The sequence below is a fragment of the Pseudomonas sp. SC11 genome, from assembly GCF_047039205.1.
Classification (GTDB): domain Bacteria; phylum Pseudomonadota; class Gammaproteobacteria; order Pseudomonadales; family Pseudomonadaceae; genus Aquipseudomonas; species Aquipseudomonas boreofloridensis.
The window spans coordinates 2,595,907-2,611,296 of the sequence record NZ_CP178183.1 but is presented as its reverse complement, the minus strand read 5'-3'; the positions used below and the strand labels follow the sequence as shown (position 1 = coordinate 2,611,296).

Here is a 15,390-nt window from a genome sequence, read left to right as displayed (position 1 = left end):
CGCGAGCGTCATCTCAATCCCACATCCTCAGCCGCTTTTGTAGGGAATATCTACATCCTGTGGCGGCTTTTTCCACACGCCTATACTCGCCATTATCAAAGCGTTCTGATGGACGTATCGTGCGCGCAGCCAGATTGGCCCTACAGACGCATTCCTGGGTAATGCCAGGAACGAACATAAATTCTTACAGGAGCTTGCCCATGACCACCGTACTGATGGTCGATGATCACCCAACCGTCCGCCTGGCCGTGCGCATTCTGCTCGAGCGCGAACGCTTCGAGGTGGTCGGCGAATCCGGAAACGGGATCGAGGCCGTGCAAATGGCGCGTCAGCTCTCACCCAAGGTGGTGATCCTCGATATCGGTCTGCCGGGGCTGGACGGCATGGAGGTGATCAAGCGCCTGCAGATGCTGGAGCCGGCGCCGAAGATCATGGTCCTGACCGGGCAATCTTCCGAGCTGTACGTACGCCGCTGCCTGGATGCCGGCATCGCGGCCTTCGTCAACAAAGACGAAGATCTCGACGCCCTGCTGTTCGCGCTCAAGGCCTTGGTCAAGGGGTATTCGACGTTTCCGCAGATGTCGGTCAACAGCAACACGCTGGAGTCGGAGACGGTGCGCCTGAACAGTCTGTCGAACCGCGAGATGGAAGTGCTGCGCCGGCTTTCACGCGGGGAAAACAACAAGTACATCGGCACCGCCATGAACCTCAGTGCCAAGACCATCAGCACCTACCGTGGCCGGATCGGCGACAAGCTCAAGACCGAGTCGCTGGTGGAAATGGTCGATCTGGCCAAACGCAACAACATCACCTGAGCCCGCGCCCATGACGCCCTGGCTGCGCAGACTGTTGCTGATACTGACGCTCACAGTGTCGGCAGCCGCCCTGGCGGACAGCCAGCCGCGTCAACTGCTGGCCCGCTCGCTCAGTGCCAGTCCTGCGCTGGTGTTGAGTCAGGACGATCGGCAATGGCTCGATGAGCGCAAGGTGCTGGTGCTGGGTAGCTCCCAGCCCGACTATCCACCGTTTGAAATCAACGTCAGCCCGCAGGACTACGAAGGCCTGAGCGCCGACTATGCCGGCCTGATCGGCGAGCAGTTGGGCATTCCGATCACGGTGCGGCGCTTCGCTAGCCGTACAGAGGCCATCGATGCACTACGGCGCGGCCAGATCGATCTGCTCGGCAGTTCCAACGGCTTCGAGGCGGAAGATGGCGGCCTTGCACTGAGCCACCCCTACGCCGACGATCTGCCGGTGATCGTGACCCGCCAGGACCGCCCTCAACTCGACGATCAAAGCCTGGCCGGAATGACCTTGGCCATGGTCGATCACTATGTGCCTGCCAGCACGGTGCGTGCGCTTTACCCCCAGGCTCGACTACAGCTCTACCGCTCGACCCAGGCCGGCCTGAGCGCCGTGGCGCTGGGCAGTGCCGACGCCTATATCGGCGATGCGATCAGCTCGGACTATGCCATCGGCCGCGCCTACCAAGGTCTGGTGCGCATCGATCACTTCGTGCCGACGCCCGCCGGCAGCTTCGCCTTCGCGTTGGACCAGCACAACGTCAGGCTGCTGAAGCTGGTCGATCAGGCACTGGAGCGCATCACCGACAGCGAACGCCTGAACATCCTGCGCCGCTGGTCCAGCGGCAACACCAGCCTGCTGCTGCAACGTCGTCTGGCCACGCTCACTGCCGAGGAGCAACAGTGGCTGGTCACGGCGCCGACGCTGCAGGTGCTGGTCAATCCCAGCCTGGCGCCCCTGACCTTCAATGACAGCCAACAGCAACCAACCGGCATCACCCTGGAAGTGCTCAAGCAGATCAGCCTGCGCACCGGGCTGCGCTTCGAAATCGTCGAGCGCGATTCAGTGGCGGCCATGGTCGACGAGGTGGCAAGGGGGGCCGCACACATGGCCGGTGCGCTCGACTACAGTCGCGAACGTGCCTCGCGGGTGCGCTTCACTCGCCCTTATCTGATCAGCCCGACCGTGCGTGTTGTCCGCCGCAACGCACCGCTGACACAGCGCTTGGACGATCAGCGCATCGCCCTGGTGCGCGGCGCCTCCCCGCATGTGGCGCTGCTGCAACGCTACCCTGCGGCCAGTGTCATCGAGAGCGACAACGCGCTGACCATGATGGAGTCGGTGGCCAAGGGCGAAGCCGATGTCGCGCTCATCAGCCAGATCGCCGCGGCCTATTACCTCACCCACGTGTTCAAGGACAAGCTGCGCATCGCTGGCTTGCAAGACGACGAACAGTCCGTCGCTGCGTTTGCCGTGTCACCGGATCTGCCCGTGCTGCAATCGATCCTGGACAAGGCGCTGCTGAGCATTCCACCGGACGAACTCGACCAGTTGATCAACCGCTGGCGCACCAGCACCATCGCCAGCGATAGCCTGTGGGGCAACTACCGTTCACTGGCCCTGCAAGTGCTGGTGCTGTCGGCGGTTCTATTGGCCGGCGTGGTGTTCTGGAATGGCTACCTGCGCAAGCTCATCCACCAGCGCAGCGAGGCGCAACAGGCATTGCAGACCCAGTTGACGCTCAGTCGCAGCTTGCTCGAGCAATTACGTCTGGCCAAGGAGGAGGCAGAGCGCGCAAGCCAGGCCAAGAGCAGTTTTCTGGCGATCATGAGTCACGAAATTCGCACGCCGATGAACGCCATCATGGGTTTGCTGGAGCTGGCGCTGAACGATCACCGCGAAAGCCGCAGCGATCCGCAGGGCCTGCAAACCGCGCATGATGCAGCGCGTGGCCTGCTCGAGCTGATTGGCGACATTCTCGATATTTCACGGATCGAATCCGGCCATATGACCTTGCAACCCGTTCCCGCCGACCTGGTCGAGCTGGTCAGGTCCGTGCTGCGTGCATTCGAGGCCAATGCACGCCTGAAGGGTCTGGCGCTGCAGGCCAGCCTGCCAGACGCGCCGACCTGGGTCAGCGTCGATGCGGTGCGCTTGCGCCAGATCATCGCCAACCTCATCAGCAATGCCATCAAGTTCACCGACCAGGGTCAGGTCGATGTCCGGCTCTGGACCGAACCCGACGCCGAGGGCTGGCTGCGCGTCGAACTGCAGGTGCAGGACAGTGGCATCGGCATCAGCCAGCCGGACCAGGCGCGGCTGTTCAAAGCCTTCGGCCAGCTCGACAGCCAGCGCGTACGTCACGGTGCAGGACTGGGCCTGATCATCAGCCGAACCCTGTGCCAGCTCATGGCAGGCGAACTGCATTTGCACAGCCTGGAAGGCGTCGGCACGCGGGTCGAGGTCAGACTCAGGCTACAGAGCGCCCCCCCCGTGCCCAGCAGCGGCTCAGCCTTGCCCATCGAAGTCGTCGGTGGCAACCCCTTGCGCATCCTGGTGGCTGACGACTACCCCGCCAATCTCATGCTCCTGGAAAAGCAACTGCATAGCCTCGGTCACCACGTCAGCCTCGCGGAAAACGGTGAGGCGGCGTGGGTCCTGTGGCAAGCGGAGGATTTCGACGTGGTGCTCACCGATTGCAGCATGCCGGTGATGGACGGCCATGAATTGACGCGTCGCATCCGCGCCTTGGAGCGCGAACGCGGCCTATCGCCTTGCACCATTCTGGGGATCACGGCCAATGCCCAGGCCGAAGCGCGAGCGCAATGCCTGGCCGACGGCATGAACGACTGCCTGTTCAAACCCATCGGCCTGCAGCTGCTCAAGGCCCATCTGCCACAGGCGCCCGCGCGTACGCCTGATCGCCCGGAAAGCGGTTTCGACCTTGCTCAACTGCGTCACCTGACCCAGGACGACGCCAGTCTCACCCGGCGCCTGCTCGAACAACTTGCACGCAGCACCGCCGAAGATCTCCAAGCCCTGCGCGCGCTCACACCCGACAGCGCTCCTGCCGAGCTGAAAGCGCTGGTCCATCGGATCAAGGGCGGCGCGCGCATGCTCAAGGTGCGTGGCGTGGTCCGCGACTGCGAGGCCTTGGAACAGGCCCTCGCCGATGACAGCCCCAGCGCCGAGCACCTACGGCGCCTGGAGACGAATCTGCAGGGGCTGGCGCTGGAACTGCGCCAAGGGCTCAATGCAATTGCAGGGTCGAACTGATCTGGCTGATGGCATCGACCACATGCCGCGAGCCCTGCTGGATCTCCATGATCACCGTGCCGGCTTCATTGGCCAACTCAACGCCCATGCCTGTGCGTGACAGGCTCGACTGCATGCTGGCAACTGCAGTCAACGACAGATCCTGGTTCTGGCGCACCACCTCGACGATCTCCAGCGTCGCCTTGCTGGTGCGTGCCGCCAGGCTGCGCACTTCATCGGCGACCACCGCAAACCCTCGACCATGCTCCCCGGCCCGCGCCGCCTCGATGGCTGCATTGAGCGCAAGCAAGTTGGTCTGGTCGGCGATCCCGCGAATGGTCAACACGATCTGCCCGATCACCTCTGACTGCCGACTCACGGCGTCGATGCTGCGCGCGGCGTCGTTGAGCTCGACGGAGATCTGCTCGATCACCTGCACGGCCTGTTGCACCACCTCGGTGCCCTTGCGCGCGCAAGCGTCGGTCTGCACCGAACTGGCATGGGCGGCCTCGGCTGCGCTCTGCTGGGTGCTGATCTGGTCGGTGATATCGCTGGCGAACTTGACCACCTTGTACAGGCGGCCCTTGCTGTCGAACATCGGGTTATAGGAAGCCTCCAGATACACTGTCCGGCCTTGTCTATCGATGCGCTCGAAGCGGTGGGAATGGTACTCGCCGCGGTTCAGCGATGCCCAGAACTGTCGGTACTGCTCCGATTCACGCTCATGGGGGTGGCAGAACAGACCATGGTGGCGTCCGACCACCTCATCGAGCTGATAGCCCATGGTGTCGAGGAAGTTCTGGTTGGCGGCGATCACCCGCCCTTCGGGGGTGAATTCGATGACCGCCATCGAGCGCCCGATGGCCTGGAGCAGGCTCTCGCGCTCATGGGATTCACGGGAGCGCTGGGTGACATCGGCCGCCACTTTGATCACGCTGGTCACCTGCTGCTGCTCGTCGAGCACCGGCATGTAACTTGCCTCCAGCCACACCTCGCGGCCCGCCTTGTCGAGGCGCTCGAAGGTGCCGCTGATGGCCTTGCCCTGACTCAGTTCGTGCCACAGTTGCTGATACTCGGCACTCTTGGCGTACTCGGGCTCGCAGAACAGGCGATGATGCTGGCCGAGGATCTCATCGACCGTGTAGCCCATTGCAGCACAGAACTTGGCATTGGCTTGGAGGATGACGCCGTCAACGGAGAACTCGATCATGGCCATCGACCGGCTGATCGCGGCCAGCTTGGCTTGCACCGCAGCCAACGCCTCCCGGCAGCGCTCGTTGTGCATCGAATCGGACTTGCGCTGAAAACCGAACATGCGCCGAACCTCCTTGTATGGGCGGGAATGTGCAGAGCATATAACGGAATTGGCACCATGCAAGCGATGCGGCATCGCCGTTTGTCCAGTGTCCCGATGACTGCAGTGGGGGTTCAGGAACTCTCCCGCACGACCAGTTCGAAGCCCATGTCCTGGCGCTCATCGACCACACGCTTTCCGTCGAGCAGGTTCAGCAGCGCCTGGGCAGCATGGCGCCCCACGGCGGCGCGCGGGGTTCGGATGGACGTCAGTCGCGGCACCATGTGCGCCGAGGCCGGCAGGTCATTGAAGCCGACCATGGCCACCTGCTGAGGCACCTCGATACCCTGGCGAAGGGCTTGCAACACAGCGCCTTGAGCCAGGTCGTCATTGCAGAAGAAAATCCCGTCCACATCCGGCGCCTGTTCCAGCAGACGACTGAACAATTCGCCGCCCAGGCCAATGGACGACGGCTGCGGATCGAGCACCTCCAGCGTCGGTGCGGCCAGCCCGGCTTCGCGCAGGGCCTGCCGGAAACCCTCGGCGCGCTGCATCACCCTCGGGTCCAACTGCGCCGCGATGAAGGCCAGACGCCGCCGACCACGGGCGATCAAATGCTCGGCGGCGGCGCGACCGGCGCACTGCTGGGAGAAACCCACCGACAAATCGCCCGGCTCACCGCCCAGTTCCATCATGTGCACGCAAGGCACGCCGCTGGCCGCGAGCATCTGCCGCGAGGCCTCACTGCGCTCGAAGCCGGTCAGCAGGATGCCGCAGGGCTGGTAGGCCAGATAATTGCGGATGAGGTTCTCTTCTTCGCCGACATCGTAGTGGTAATTGCCGATCAGCACTTCCAGGCCACGCGGACGCATCACCTCATGGATCGCTTCGAGGGTGTCGATGAACAACTGGTTGGACAACGACGGAATCAGCACCACCACCGAGTGGCTGCGCGCCGAAGCCAGGGCGCGTGCGGCGGGATTGGCCACGTAGCCCAGGCTCGCGGCCGCTGCCACGACTTTTTCCACCAACGCCGGGGCAACGGTGCTGACGCCGCGCAACGCGCGCGAAGCGGTGATCGGGGAAACCCCGGACAATCTGGCGACTTCGGCCAGGGTGGGACGACCGGTGGTGCGGGAGCCGATGCGGGTCATGGATGTTGTAATTTTACTACTTGCAGAAAGGGGGAACGGTCTCTAAGGTAGCGCTGTCTCAGGATGCAGGCAACGCCTCAATCGTTGCAGCAGTCCGAACTGCGTATCACAAAATCAATAACACCCGGGAGGGTGGCGCCTGCACCACGGCTCGTCGAGCGTGAGACAGCGCTGTCTTACCCCGCAGGAGGTACCGATGAACCCTTCCCTTTGCGCCATCGTGGTCATGGGCGTGGCAGGCTGCGGCAAAAGCTGCGTCGGCTCGGCCATCGCGGCCCGAAGCGGCGGTCGCCTGATCGAAGGCGATGCTTTCCACCCTGCCGAAAACATCCGCAAGATGAGCGCCGGTATTCCCCTGGACGACAACGACCGCGCCGGTTGGCTGACGCGCCTGGGCGAAGAACTGCAGGCCATCGTCAAGGCCGGCGAGCGCCCCATCCTCACCTGCTCCGCGCTCAAGCGCCGCTATCGTGAAACGTTGCGCCAGGCCATGCCGGGCCTTGGCTTCGTATTTCTCGAGCTGAGCCCCGAGGAAGCCGAGCGCCGCGTGCTGGCCCGCCCCGGCCACTTCATGCCCGCCAGCCTGATCGACAGCCAGTTCGCGGCCCTCGAGCCGCCTCACGGCGAACCCCTCACGCTTGCGCTGGATGCCACACGTCCGATCGCCGCGCTGGCCGAGCGTGTGAACGACTGGCTAAAGCCCTGCGGTGAGCGGAGCCTGGCGCGAACCGCCTGAGTGCGGTTTTCCGGCTCACCAAAGATAGCGCTGTCTTGATGCCTTGCACTCAAGACCTACCCTGCTCCGCCACTACAACAACGACAAGACCGAGGCATAGACTCCCATGTTCGGACTGGCTACTGATACCTACCTGCTGCTCGACGCGCTGGTCACCATCGTCGGACTGATCCTGCTGATCACCCATTTCAAGGTCCACCCCTTCGTCGCCCTGACCCTGGCTGCCGGTTTTCTCGGCCTGACCTCGGGCATGCCGGTGGCCAAGGTCATGAAATCGTTCCAGGACGGCTTCGGCGGCGTGCTCGGCTTCGTCGGCATCGTCCTCGCGCTGGGCACCATGCTCGGCAAGCTGATGGCCGACTCCGGCGGCGCCGACCAGATCGCGCAGACGCTGATCCGCGCCTTCGGCAAGCAAAAGGTGCACTGGGCGATGATGTTCGCCGCCTTCCTCGTCGGCATCCCGCTGTTCTTCGAGATCGGCTTCGTGCTGCTGATCCCGCTGGTATTCATCGTCGCGCGCCGCTCGGGCGTATCGCTGGTGAAGATCGGCATCCCGTTGCTGGCGGGTTTGTCAGTGGTGCACGGCCTGGTGCCGCCGCATCCGGGACCGCTGCTGGCGATCGGCATCTTCCACGCCGATATCGGCAAGACAATCTTCTATGGCCTGCTGGTAGCACTGCCCACTGCCGTGATCGCCGGCCCGTTGTTCGGCAACTTCATTTCGCGCTACATCCCCGGCAACCCCTCCCAGGAACTGATGGACCAGATCGCCCGCGAATCGGACCAGAAGAACCTGCCCAGCTTCACCATCACATTGGTCACCGTGCTGTTGCCGGTCGCGCTGATGCTGCTCAAGACCTTCGCCGACGTGGTGCTGCCGACCGACCATATCGTGCGCCAATGGATGGACCTGATCGGGCACCCGATCACCGCCCTGCTCGCTGCCCTGCTGCTGGCCTTCTATACCTTCGGTTCGGCGCGCGGCTTCAGCCGTCAGCAGATCATGGAGATGCTCGACCACAGCCTGGCGCCCACCGCAGCCATCGTGCTGATCGTCGGCGCCGGGGGCGGCTTCAAACAGATGCTGGTCGATACCGGCGTCGGCAACGTGATCGGGCAGATGGCGGTCCAAGCCGAAATCTCACCGATCCTGCTGGCCTGGCTGGTGGCCGCAGTGATTCGTATCGCCACCGGTTCGGCGACGGTAGCCACCATCACCGGCGCCGGCATCGTCGCGCCGGTGATCGAGCTGGTGCCTGGGGTCAACCGTGAGCTGTTGGTATTGGCCACCGGTGCCGGCTCGCTGATCCTCTCCCACGTCAATGACGCCGGCTTCTGGTTGGTCAAGCAGTACTTCAACATGACCGTCGCTGAAACCTTCAAGACCTGGAGCATGATGGAAACCCTCCTCTCGGTGGTCGGCATCATCTTCATCATGTTGCTGTCGACGGTTGTCTGACCGTCGGTCGGGATAATGGCACCTTGCCGCGCATGACAGGGCCCAAGGGAAACACGCCCTGTTCTGCGCAAAGGAGTTTGCCCCATGAAGCGATCCCTGACCCGTTCCTGCCTGCTGGCTGCCCTGTTGTGCTCACCGCTGGCGATGGCCGTCGGCACTGGCACCACCTACCCGGACGACCCGCACAACCCAGGCCCTGCGCCTGGGGTGGACAGCACCCTCAATCCCATCCAGCAGCCCATGCCTCGGGACACCGACCCACGTGTGCCCAACGCCGAGAGCGAAAGCCCGTCGATCAAGCAAAAGGATGATGCTGACCTGCCAGGTATGGATCAAACCGGGTCAGAAGGCGCGGGCGCGCAGGGCGATGGCGGCGCCAATCGCTGAGTGGCATTGACGCGGTGCAACCCGCTACACCGCTGCCTGCCTAGCAATACTCACTCGTTGACGCGACGCAGTACTGGCGCGCCTTCATGGCGCGCCAGAATCCGCCCTATCTGCTCGGCCAAGGCTCGCTCAGGTTCATCGAGGTGAAAATGGTGCCCACCCGGGTACCACGACACCTGCGCATGAGCGGGCAAGGCGGATTTACGGCGGTTGAACACGGGGCCTGCACACATGCCCTGGCGGGCCAGAATCAGGTACAACGGGCAGTGAATCTGCTGGAGCAGCTTGCACGCCTCTTTCTCGGTCAAGGGCATGCTTTCCGGGAGCGCCAGCCGTTCATCATGGCGCCAGCGATAGCCATCGCCCGTCTGCAGCAGGTCTCGCTGAGCCAGTACCCTGATTGCCTCCTCGGATACCTCAGCGCCCAATCGGTCGCGACGCTGTCCCATGGCTTGCTCGAGGTTCTCGAATCTACTGCCCGACAACGGCTCGGTGCTGCCCGCTTGGCTGCGCTGCACCATGCGCTTGAGCCGATAGGCGCGGGCCAGATGCGGCAGCCGCTCGCCCTCATCGACGGTGAAGGGAACTCCCATGCCGTCGAGAAAGGTCATGCTGACGACAGTGCTGGTGAGCAGGGCGAGTATCGAGGCGATGCCACTGCCCATGCCGTGCGCCACAACATGGAAAGGCCCAAGCCCCAGGCGATCGACCAATGCCAGAACATCTTCGGCATGCTCCCAGAGGTAGTACCCGCTGTCTTCGCGTCGATGATCGGAGCGACCGTGCCCAATCAGGTCGGGGGCCACGATGAAACAGTCCTCCATGAGCGGCGCCAGGCGCTCGAACGAGGCCGCGTTATCCAGCCAGCCGTGCAGCGCGAGCACCGGAATGGCTCCCTGCTCTCCCCACGTGCGGACTGCCATCTCGATACCGTTGAGGTCCAGCAGGTAATCCTTGGGCATGGACTGCGTAGGCATGGCGCGCTCCCTGGCATGGCCCGACGTCCGAAACAACGCGGGCGAGTGAACCACCTTGGACCATCAGGGCACTGGCCAAAGGCCCGAGCGCGACCGTCACTTAGGCAGACGCGACGCCGCCAATCAGTTCACGCAACAGCGCCTGGCCTCGACCGGCTCATCCGCGCAGATCGTCGAAACACGGCAGCCGGGCATCGACCCTGCGCGCAGCGCTAGGCAGCGCCCTGGCCTCGCCATCCGGTTGCTCCACGTACCAATAACAGTGCCTGATCGCCCTGGTGACGCCGACGTAGGCCAGGCGCTGCACTTCGTCTTTCTGCGCATTGTCGTAGCCTTGCGCATCGCCATCGCGAGCCAAACCTGCCAAACGGTAGAGCTGGTTCTTGTGGGGTGAGCGAGTGAGGTACTGGCAATCGCCAAGCATGAAGACGGTATCGGCTTGCAGCCCCTTGGCACTGTGATAGGTCAGCAGGCGGATTCGCCGGCGGTCAGCCGGCAGTTCAGACTCCACCTTAAGTAATTGATCAATACTTTTTAAAATCAGTGTCTTATCTGACGATTTTCGAAACAGGATTAGGATACTTTCCCCTTGTTCGTAGTGCTCGGCCACGGTGCGGGCCATGGCCTCGTCGTCGCGCTCGAATACCTTCACGGCCGACAGCGGCAGCTCGGCGGCGGCGCCGCTGGCCCTGGCTTTCTTGCCTCCGATCGCCGGCGCGCCACGCACCAAGTGCTCGGCGGCGTCGATGATGTGCTGCTGGCTGCGGTAATTCTCGACCATCAACACACGGGTGTTGGCAGGTGATGGAAAGGTCTGGGTGAAGCCGATGAAGTAATCGGGCGAGCTGCCGCGCCAGCCATAGATCGACTGCCAGTCGTCGCCCACGCACAGCAAGGAAGAATGCGCCGCGGTACGCCCCGTAGTCAGACTCGGACCGCGCCGGCGGATTTCAGCCAGTGTGGCGCGCAGCCAACTGACGATCTGTGGCGAGACGTCCTGGAACTCGTCGAGCATCAGGTGAGCCATCGGACGCAGCAGCGTATCAGGCAGCAGTCGCAGATTCTGCGGGTTGAGCTCGCCGAACAGCGCGAACATGCGGTTATAGGTCATGACCGGCGGCGACATCCCCAGCAGATGGTTTTCGAACGCCTTCCAATACAGCGCCAACGCTTCGAAAAATGACGCATCGGCATCGCCTGACGGGAAGCTCAGGTCCGCTACCGCACGCCCGACATCGAGGCCCAGGTTTTCGATGAAACCGGCAGCGGAGACGAACGCGTCGAGCAAAGGGGCCGCTGCCAGTTCACCCTTGACCTTGAACTCGAACCCCGGCCCGGCGACGGCATCCCCGGCGAGGGTGCCGGCCAGCCGTTTGGCGCTGTCGTAGTTATCCAGCCAAATCAGGGGCTTGTCGCAAAAAGCTTGAAGCAATGTGCGCTTGACCGACCATTCTGCGCGCACCGAAAGTTTGGCGCCGGGTCGCTGATACTGAGCACTCTCGCCGGGGTCGAAGCCTAACACGACCCAGGTGTCCTGCCCTGCGAGGCGCCCATGCACGTGAAAGCGTTGCCCACGTATCTGCACGGTCTCACGGCACGGCTCGATGCCCTTGATGGGCCAGGCGCCGGCCGCGAACCACAGGTCTTCGATCACATCGCACAACTCTTCGTCCCGCTGCGCAGCCAATTGGGTGACCTGCACGCGCTTCTGCACATCCGGATGGTCCGGATCCAACGGTTTGAGCAGCAGCGCCTCGCGACGCAAGGAGGCCACCAGTTCAGCGAAGCGTGGGCTTTCAGCGAGCAGATCGCGGTAGCACAGGTTCATGGCCTGGCGCTGGGCGTCATTCAGGCGCAGGTCGAACGCGATACTTTCTGCCAACGCCTCGCTGCCTGCCGGCAGGTCATTGCCCAGCGTCTCGAACGCCCGCAGTTGGGAAAAGCCCGGCAGGCTGCGCACCAGCTGCAGGATGCGTGAGTGGAAGGTGCGCACCAACTCGCGGGCAGTGGCCGGTGACATCTCGACGTGCCACAGCCCGAACACCTGCACCAGGCGCTTGATAAAGTCCCTGCGCGACTCCCGGGTGAAGGTCACCACGGTCATGGCATCGAGTTCGAAGCCCAGGTAATGACGCAGCAGCAGGATGCGCAGCACCAGGGATGTGGACTTGCCCGCCCCCGCACCGGCCACCACGCAGGTGCTGGGCGTGTCGCTGAAGATCAGCTTCCACTGCGCCGCACTGGGCTGGGCGGTGGCCGGCAGGCGCTGGGCGACATCGGCCTTGAAGCGCTTTTTCAGGTCGGCGGTGAGCGACAGACGCCAATCGTCGAACAGGTTGTTGTCCTGCCCTGGCACAGCAGGCGTGTCATCGCGACAGTCACGAATCACCAGCACCTGACGCCCGGCTTCATAGCCTTCGGCGCGCCCACGCTCGTAGCCATCGCGCACACCGTCGGTGTGTCCGCTGCGCTGGCCAATGGCGTGACCCAGGAACCAGGAATCGCGATGCTGCGCCTGTAATCGGCTCAGTCCGCGACCCAACAGGCGCGCAGCCAGGCGGCGTAGCCACGGCAACTGCGCGGGCGGGGTCAGGTCGGGCGGCGACGATGGCGGCTGCTCGTGGGACACGGTCTCTCCAGGGCTAAACGAATCAGGCGAGCATGTTCCAACGATCCGCCGAAAAGTACCAGCTTCGGCTTGCAGATCAGGCAATTAGGCGATGAAACGTAGAAAGCACAGCATATTTATTAATCAACCCAGCCGATCAATCTGAGTCGATATTTACGCTTAATTTCGATATTCAATCGGCGCATCATGGCTCCATCACGAATTAACGAGGACTCCACCATGCTGCAACTGCGCCCCTTCGAGAGCCTGGGCCACGCCAATCATGGCTGGCTCGATGCCCACCATCACTTTTCCTTCGCCGAGTACTACGACCCGCAGCGTATGAACTGGGGCAACCTGCGGGTGTGGAACGACGACCTGATCGCGGCCGGCAGCGGATTCCCACCCCATCCTCATCGGGACATGGAAATAATCACTTACGTGCGTGAGGGGGCAATCAGTCACCAGGACAACCTGGGCAACAAGGGCCGTACCGAAGCCGGGGACGTTCAGGTGATGAGTGCCGGGACCGGCATCGTTCACGGCGAATACAACCTTGAGCCGGTCGACACGCGTATTTTCCAGATCTGGATCGTGCCGGAGAACGTCGGTGGAGCGCCGTCCTGGGGCACTCGTCCGTTTCCCAAAGGCGAGCGTGGCGAAGGCTTCGTCACCTTGGCCAGCGGCCGTGAGGAACCCGGCGATACCCTGCGCATCCGCGCCGATGCACGCTTGGTGGCGGCCACCCTGCACGCTGGCGAAAGTGCCGAGTACCGATTCGATGAGGGGCGCCGTGGTTACCTGGTGCCAGCCAAGGGTGTGATCGAAGTCAATGGCGTGCGCGCCCATGCACGAGATGGCGTCGCCGTCGAAGATGAACGGGTCGTGCGGGTCACGGCGATCGAAGACAGCGAGATCGTGCTGGTGGATGTTGCCTGAGGTTCAATCCTCCTGAATGCATGAATCCGAGGGCTGCCAGGCAGTCCTCGGATTCTTGTTGACGCTCATGCATCAGCGGCTTCAGCGGATCGCGGCATCCACCAAGACCTGCGCTTCCTGTACCAGTCGCTGCAGGTGCGCTTCGTCGATGAAGCTTTCGGCGTAGATCTTGTAGATGTCCTCGGTGCCCGATGGACGTGCGGCGAACCAGCCATTGGCGGTCATCACCTTCAGACCACCGATGGCCTGACCGTTGCCAGGCGCGTGGCTGAGAATCTGCTCGATGGCTTCGCCTGCCAGCTCGGTGGACGTGACCTGCTCGGGCGCCAGCTTGCTCAGCAGCGCTTTTTGCCGGGCATCGGCCTTGGCCTCTACACGGGTGGCGTAGGGTTTGCCCAGGGTGGCGGTGAGGTCAGCGTAGGCCTGGCTCGGGTTGCGTCCGGTGCGGGCGGTCATCTCGGCCGCCAGCAGTGCTGGAATCAGGCCGTCCTTGTCGGTGGCCCAGACGCTGCCGTCCAGGCGCAGGAACGAGGCGCCGGCACTTTCCTCGCCGCCAAAGCCGAGCGTGCCTTCGAACAGGCCTTGGGCGAAGTACTTGAAGCCCACTGGCACTTCGTAGAGCTCACGGCCCAGTTGAGCGGTGACCCGGTCGATCATCCCACTGCTCACCACGGTCTTGCCGACGGCTGCGTCGTGACGCCAGTGCGGGCGATGACGGAACAGATAGTCGATGGCCACGGCCAGGTAGTTGTTCGGCTGCAGCAGCCCGTCAGCAGTGACGATGCCATGGCGGTCGTGGTCCGGGTCGCAGGCGAACGCCACGTCGAAGCGCTCGCGCAAGCCGATCAGGCCTTGCATGGCGTGGGGCGAGGATGGGTCCATGCGGATCTGCCCGTCCCAGTCGACGCTCATGAAGCGGAAGGTTGGATCGACCTCGGTGTTGACCACTTCCAGATCCAGGCCATAGAGCTCGGCGATGGCCGACCAGTAGCGCACGCCAGCGCCACCCAATGGGTCGACGCCCAGGCGCAGCTTGGCGTTGCGAATGACCTCGAAGTCGATGACGTTTTCCAGGTCGGCGACGTAGTTGCCAAGGTAGTCATGGCGCTCGGTGGTCGCGGCCTGCAACGCCTGGGCGTAGGGGATGCGTTTGACGCCGGCCAGCTCGGCCGCCAGCAGTTCATTGGCCTTGGCTTCGATCCACTTAGTCACATCGCTGTCGGCCGGTCCGCCGTTGGGCGGGTTGTACTTGAAGCCGCCGCTCTGGGGCGGATTGTGCGACGGGGTGATGACGATACCGTCGGCCAGTCCCTGCTGGCGCCCGCGGTTGTAGCAGAGAATGGCGTGGGACACCGCCGGTGTCGGGGTGTATTCGTCATCTTTGGACAGCCGCACCTGCACGCCATTGGCCGCCAAGACTTCCAGCGCGCTGGCGGCAGCCGGGGCTGACAAGGCGTGGGTGTCGGCGCCGATGAACAGCGGGCCATCAATGCCTTTTTCCTGGCGATACAGACAGATCGCCTGGGTGATGGCCAACACATGGTGCTCGTTGAAGCTCAGCTCGAACGAAGTGCCACGGTGTCCCGAGGTGCCGAAGGCCACGCGCTGGGCGGCGATGGAGGCGTCCGGGCGACCGGTGTAGTAGGCCGTCAACAGGCGGGGAATATCGACCAGCACGCTGGCGGGAGCCGGCTTGCCTGCCAAAGGACTGAGCGTCATGCAAAACCTCGAGTTCTACGGATGTAGGTGTTGGAACGCGCAGTGTACTGGGAGTTGC

Annotated in this window: 10 protein-coding genes and 2 pseudogenes; 6 read left to right on the top strand and 6 right to left on the bottom strand. The window is 63.4% G+C overall.

The window, feature by feature from the left end; genetic code table 11:
* Positions 1-200: 200 nt before the first annotated feature.
* Both ACK2SD_RS11605 and ACK2SD_RS11600 read left to right on the top strand, forming a co-directional pair.
* Entirely contained in the window at positions 201-815 is a 615-nt protein-coding gene (locus ACK2SD_RS11605) for a response regulator transcription factor (RefSeq protein WP_039578027.1), read from the top strand.
* A gap of 10 nt (positions 816-825) precedes the next feature.
* Positions 826-4,080: a transporter substrate-binding domain-containing protein gene (locus ACK2SD_RS11600; RefSeq protein ID WP_412462194.1), complete on the top strand. Its 3,255-nt coding sequence runs from the start codon at positions 826-828 to the stop codon at positions 4,078-4,080.
* Here the strand turns inward: ACK2SD_RS11600 and ACK2SD_RS11595 are convergent.
* The 3 genes and pseudogenes from ACK2SD_RS11595 to ACK2SD_RS11585 all read right to left on the bottom strand — a co-directional run.
* Positions 4,055-4,486: pseudogene (locus ACK2SD_RS11595) on the bottom strand (methyl-accepting chemotaxis protein); the annotation flags it as partial. The gene ACK2SD_RS11600 and the pseudogene ACK2SD_RS11595 overlap by 26 nt on opposite strands.
* 153 nt (positions 4,487-4,639) lie before the next feature.
* Positions 4,640-5,269: pseudogene (locus ACK2SD_RS11590) on the bottom strand (PAS domain-containing protein); the annotation flags it as partial.
* Positions 5,270-5,487: 218 nt separating this feature from the next.
* A complete protein-coding gene (locus ACK2SD_RS11585; RefSeq protein ID WP_412462193.1) occupies positions 5,488-6,507 on the bottom strand; it encodes a LacI family DNA-binding transcriptional regulator in 1,020 nt (339 codons plus the stop codon).
* 196 nt (positions 6,508-6,703) lie between these two features.
* Here ACK2SD_RS11585 and ACK2SD_RS11580 point away from each other — a divergent pair, with 196 nt between their 5' ends.
* From ACK2SD_RS11580 to ACK2SD_RS11570, 3 genes are all read left to right on the top strand, one after another.
* A complete protein-coding gene (locus tag ACK2SD_RS11580; protein WP_039578034.1) occupies positions 6,704-7,243 on the top strand; it encodes a gluconokinase in 540 nt (179 codons plus the stop codon).
* A 106-nt stretch (positions 7,244-7,349) separates the two neighbouring features.
* A complete protein-coding gene (locus tag ACK2SD_RS11575; protein ID WP_412462192.1) occupies positions 7,350-8,702 on the top strand; it encodes a GntP family permease in 1,353 nt (450 codons plus the stop codon).
* A gap of 84 nt (positions 8,703-8,786) precedes the next feature.
* Complete coding sequence (locus ACK2SD_RS11570) at positions 8,787-9,089, top strand: hypothetical protein (RefSeq protein WP_317871108.1); 303 nt, start codon at positions 8,787-8,789, stop codon at positions 9,087-9,089.
* A gap of 50 nt (positions 9,090-9,139) precedes the next feature.
* Here the strand turns inward: ACK2SD_RS11570 and ACK2SD_RS11565 are convergent, their stop codons facing one another.
* Positions 9,140-10,066, bottom strand: coding sequence for an alpha/beta fold hydrolase (locus ACK2SD_RS11565; protein WP_412462191.1), 927 nt, complete (start codon positions 10,064-10,066; stop codon positions 9,140-9,142).
* Positions 10,067-10,223: 157 nt separating this feature from the next.
* Positions 10,224-12,695, bottom strand: coding sequence for a UvrD-helicase domain-containing protein (locus tag ACK2SD_RS11560; protein ID WP_412462190.1), 2,472 nt, complete (start codon positions 12,693-12,695; stop codon positions 10,224-10,226).
* Positions 12,696-12,914: 219 nt separating this feature from the next.
* On the opposite strand from ACK2SD_RS11560, the gene ACK2SD_RS11555 reads away from it, so the two are divergent.
* Positions 12,915-13,613: a pirin family protein gene (locus ACK2SD_RS11555; protein WP_029613496.1), complete on the top strand. Its 699-nt coding sequence runs from the start codon at positions 12,915-12,917 to the stop codon at positions 13,611-13,613.
* Between the two features lie 81 nt (positions 13,614-13,694).
* Here ACK2SD_RS11555 and pgm read toward each other — a convergent pair whose 3' ends face one another.
* Positions 13,695-15,332, bottom strand: coding sequence for a phosphoglucomutase (alpha-D-glucose-1,6-bisphosphate-dependent) (gene pgm / locus ACK2SD_RS11550; protein ID WP_412462189.1), 1,638 nt, complete (start codon positions 15,330-15,332; stop codon positions 13,695-13,697).
* Positions 15,333-15,390: the final 58 nt, after the last annotated feature.